Annotated in this window: 5 protein-coding genes; 4 read left to right on the top strand and 1 reads right to left on the bottom strand. The window is 60.2% G+C overall.

Annotation, left to right across the window (positions count from 1 at the left end):
- The 4 genes from GXX82_13665 to GXX82_13650 all read left to right on the top strand — a co-directional run.
- The coding region (locus GXX82_13665) for a hypothetical protein (GenBank protein NLT24086.1) at nt 1-159 on the top strand (159 nt) is incomplete at its 5' end.
- A 74-nt stretch (nt 160-233) separates the two neighbouring features.
- On the top strand, nt 234-446 hold the full coding sequence (locus GXX82_13660) for a hypothetical protein (GenBank protein NLT24085.1): 213 nt from the start codon (nt 234-236) through the stop codon (nt 444-446).
- Nucleotides 447-458: 12 nt separating this feature from the next.
- A complete protein-coding gene (locus tag GXX82_13655) occupies nt 459-854 on the top strand; it encodes a hypothetical protein (GenBank protein NLT24084.1) in 396 nt (131 codons plus the stop codon).
- Nucleotides 855-964: 110 nt separating this feature from the next.
- The gene (locus GXX82_13650; GenBank protein ID NLT24083.1) at nt 965-2047 is read left to right on the top strand and encodes a hypothetical protein; all 1083 of its coding nucleotides are present in this window, start codon (nt 965-967) and stop codon (nt 2045-2047) included.
- A gap of 47 nt (nt 2048-2094) precedes the next feature.
- On the opposite strand, the gene GXX82_13645 is transcribed toward GXX82_13650, so the two are convergent.
- The coding region (locus GXX82_13645) for a peptide-methionine (S)-S-oxide reductase (protein ID NLT24082.1) at nt 2095-2398 on the bottom strand (304 nt) is incomplete at its 5' end.

Raw genomic sequence — 2398 nt, 5'->3', positions numbered from 1 at the left:
TTCTACCAGCGCCTCATGGTCTGCCACCGCCACCTCGGCAACAACGCCGAGGCCGCAAAGACCTACCGCCGCTGCCGGGAGGTACTCGGGGAGAACCTTGGCGTCAGGCCTTCCGGCCAAACCGAAGAACTCTACGCATCAATGCTTCAAAGACAATAGTGTGGCCATGGGCCACCGCTTTTTTGCAATCTGTAAGCAATCTGTGGGTGTCGACGGGGTATAATCTATCCGTCATGACCGAGCAGTCAATTCTGGAGAGCTTCATCATCCGCGTCTACCGGATCGACACGAAGGACCCCGCAAGGGTGACGGGGGTCCTCGAGTCCGTCGACGGCTCGGGAGAACCCGAGCCTTTCGTGGGTCTCGACGAGCTTGGTCTCGCGCTCACGCGGCGCGCCGGCAGGCGCGGAAGGAGAAGAAGAGGGACCCCACCCGGTCCATCCTGAGGGTCCCGCCCGGTGGCTCTGGGACGGCGGGGAGAGAAGGCCGACAGAGCGTGGGACAGAGAGAGAAGGATATCCCTCATTTCCATGCTCCCCACGGATGCTCGCTTCAAGGAGAGGGGCATCAAGCTAAGGGGCATCATGAAAAAAACAGGGCCCCTTTTCGACCCGCCCCTCGAGTATCTTGAGATCCCCTTCGAGGGAACGGTGCTTCCGGGATACTTCCGCAAGGCCGCCGCCGGGAAGACCCCCGCGAAGGTGACGGTCCCCGCGCTCATCATTGTCGGGGAGGGCGAGTACAGGAGCGCCGAGGTGCAGCGCCACCAGAAGGTTGCCAGGACGGCTTCACCAACCCGAAGAAGAAGATGGTCATCACCCCATTTGATGAAGGCGCGACGAACCACTGCGTGATGGAGAACCGCAGCATCGTGGGCCAGGTGCTTTTCGACTGGCTCGACGACGTATTCAAGTAGACCGACCCCGGTAAAGGGACCAAAGCCAAGGCCCAAGGAGGGAACTTTATGATGACGGGACGACTGAAAGTGTTGTTTATCGGAATCCTAATAGCCGGCCTTGCGGGGTGCGCGTCCATAGGCCCCGGCTCGGTCACCCGCGACCGGTTCGACTACAACGCCTCCCTTGGCGAGTCCTGGAAACGCCAGATCCTTCTCAATATTGTCAAGATGCGCTACGTCGAACCTGTCTCCTTCGTGGATGTGGGACAGATCGTCGCCGCTTACACCCTGGAGACGGGCATCAACCTGGGGGGCTCCGCCACCGTCTCCAACTTTAACACGACCGCCATCGACAGCAGCCTGCAGGGAAAGTACACCGACCGCCCGACCATCACCTACGTGCCGATGGCGGGAAGCTCCTTCGCCGGAACCCTGCTTACCCCCTTTCCTCCGGACAGGATAATGTCCACCATTCAGTCCGGCATACCGGCGGACATGATCTTCAGAATGGGGGTCGCCGCGATCAACGGTCTGAGGAACATGTCGGCACCTGTTTCGGGGTTTCGCCCCGCCGACGAGAAATTCCTTCGTGTCGTCACAATCCTGCGCGACCTTCAACTCTCCAACGCCATCCGCGTAAAGACCACAAACGACAAAGACGGGAAAAAGAAGATGACCGTCTCTTTCTGGTCAAAAGGTGCTCCGCCGGAGATCTCCTCCCGGGTCCGCGAACTGTGCGGCCTTCTGGGGCTTGACCCGTCCGCGGGCCAGTACACCCTGGTCGAGGGCATCGAGCCCGATAACAACCGGGAGATAGCGCTGCAGTCCTTCCCGCTCATGTTCGTTCTGGGCTTCATGGCGGCCCGGGTCGAGATACCTGAAATAGATGTGAAGGAAGGAAGGGCGCTCCCCGGTGTCAGAGATGCCATGGCGGATGCGATCGAAAAAGGCAGCTTCACCGTCAAGTGTTCCGACGCAAAACCCCGGGATGCCTTCGTGTCCGTCGAGTACCGCGGCCGCTGGTTCTGGGTCGACGACCGGGACATTGCATCAAAGCGGGTGATATCCTTTATCATGCTCATCTTTACCCTCACGGATACGGGAAAGACCGAACCCCTCCCCACGGTCACGATACCGGCGCAGCAGTAGGAGACATAAGGGTCGACAAGATCTTCAGGTGAAAGGACAGTGCATCCTCACGGCGCAACAATGCCAAGGAGTCTCTTCCGGCCTTCCTCCGTGAGGCCCAGCGAGTCCAGCTCTTCTTCGAGCTGTGCCTTCGTGCCGTAGCGGCCGAGGTATCCGTTGACCCGGGCGGTCGCCGTGGAACCAATGAGGTCCTTGAGATCGGGGTAGATGGCAAGGTACTCCGCGGCAATATCGCCGGCCCCCCTGAGATAGTACTTTTGATGATAGCCCTCGGCGAGGTGGAACCGGGTGAAGGGGGTTATCTCTGTGAACACCCTGGCTCCCGCGCGGGCCTCTTCCTGCGCCTTCATC

Origin of the sequence: Syntrophorhabdus sp., from assembly GCA_012719415.1 — a bacterium.
Taxonomy (GTDB): domain Bacteria; phylum Desulfobacterota; class Syntrophorhabdia; order Syntrophorhabdales; family Syntrophorhabdaceae; genus Delta-02.
Note: the sequence above shows the minus strand (reverse complement) of the source record. Positions and strands in the feature narration are given on the sequence as shown.

What these genes read in the sequence shown, in the direction of transcription:
- GXX82_13660 (NLT24085.1), top strand. Translation starts at nt 234, where the DNA reads ATGACCGAGCAGTCAATTCTGGAGAGCTTCATCATCCGCGTCTACCGG.
- GXX82_13650 (NLT24083.1), top strand. Translation starts at nt 965, where the DNA reads ATGATGACGGGACGACTGAAAGTGTTGTTTATCGGAATCCTAATAGCC.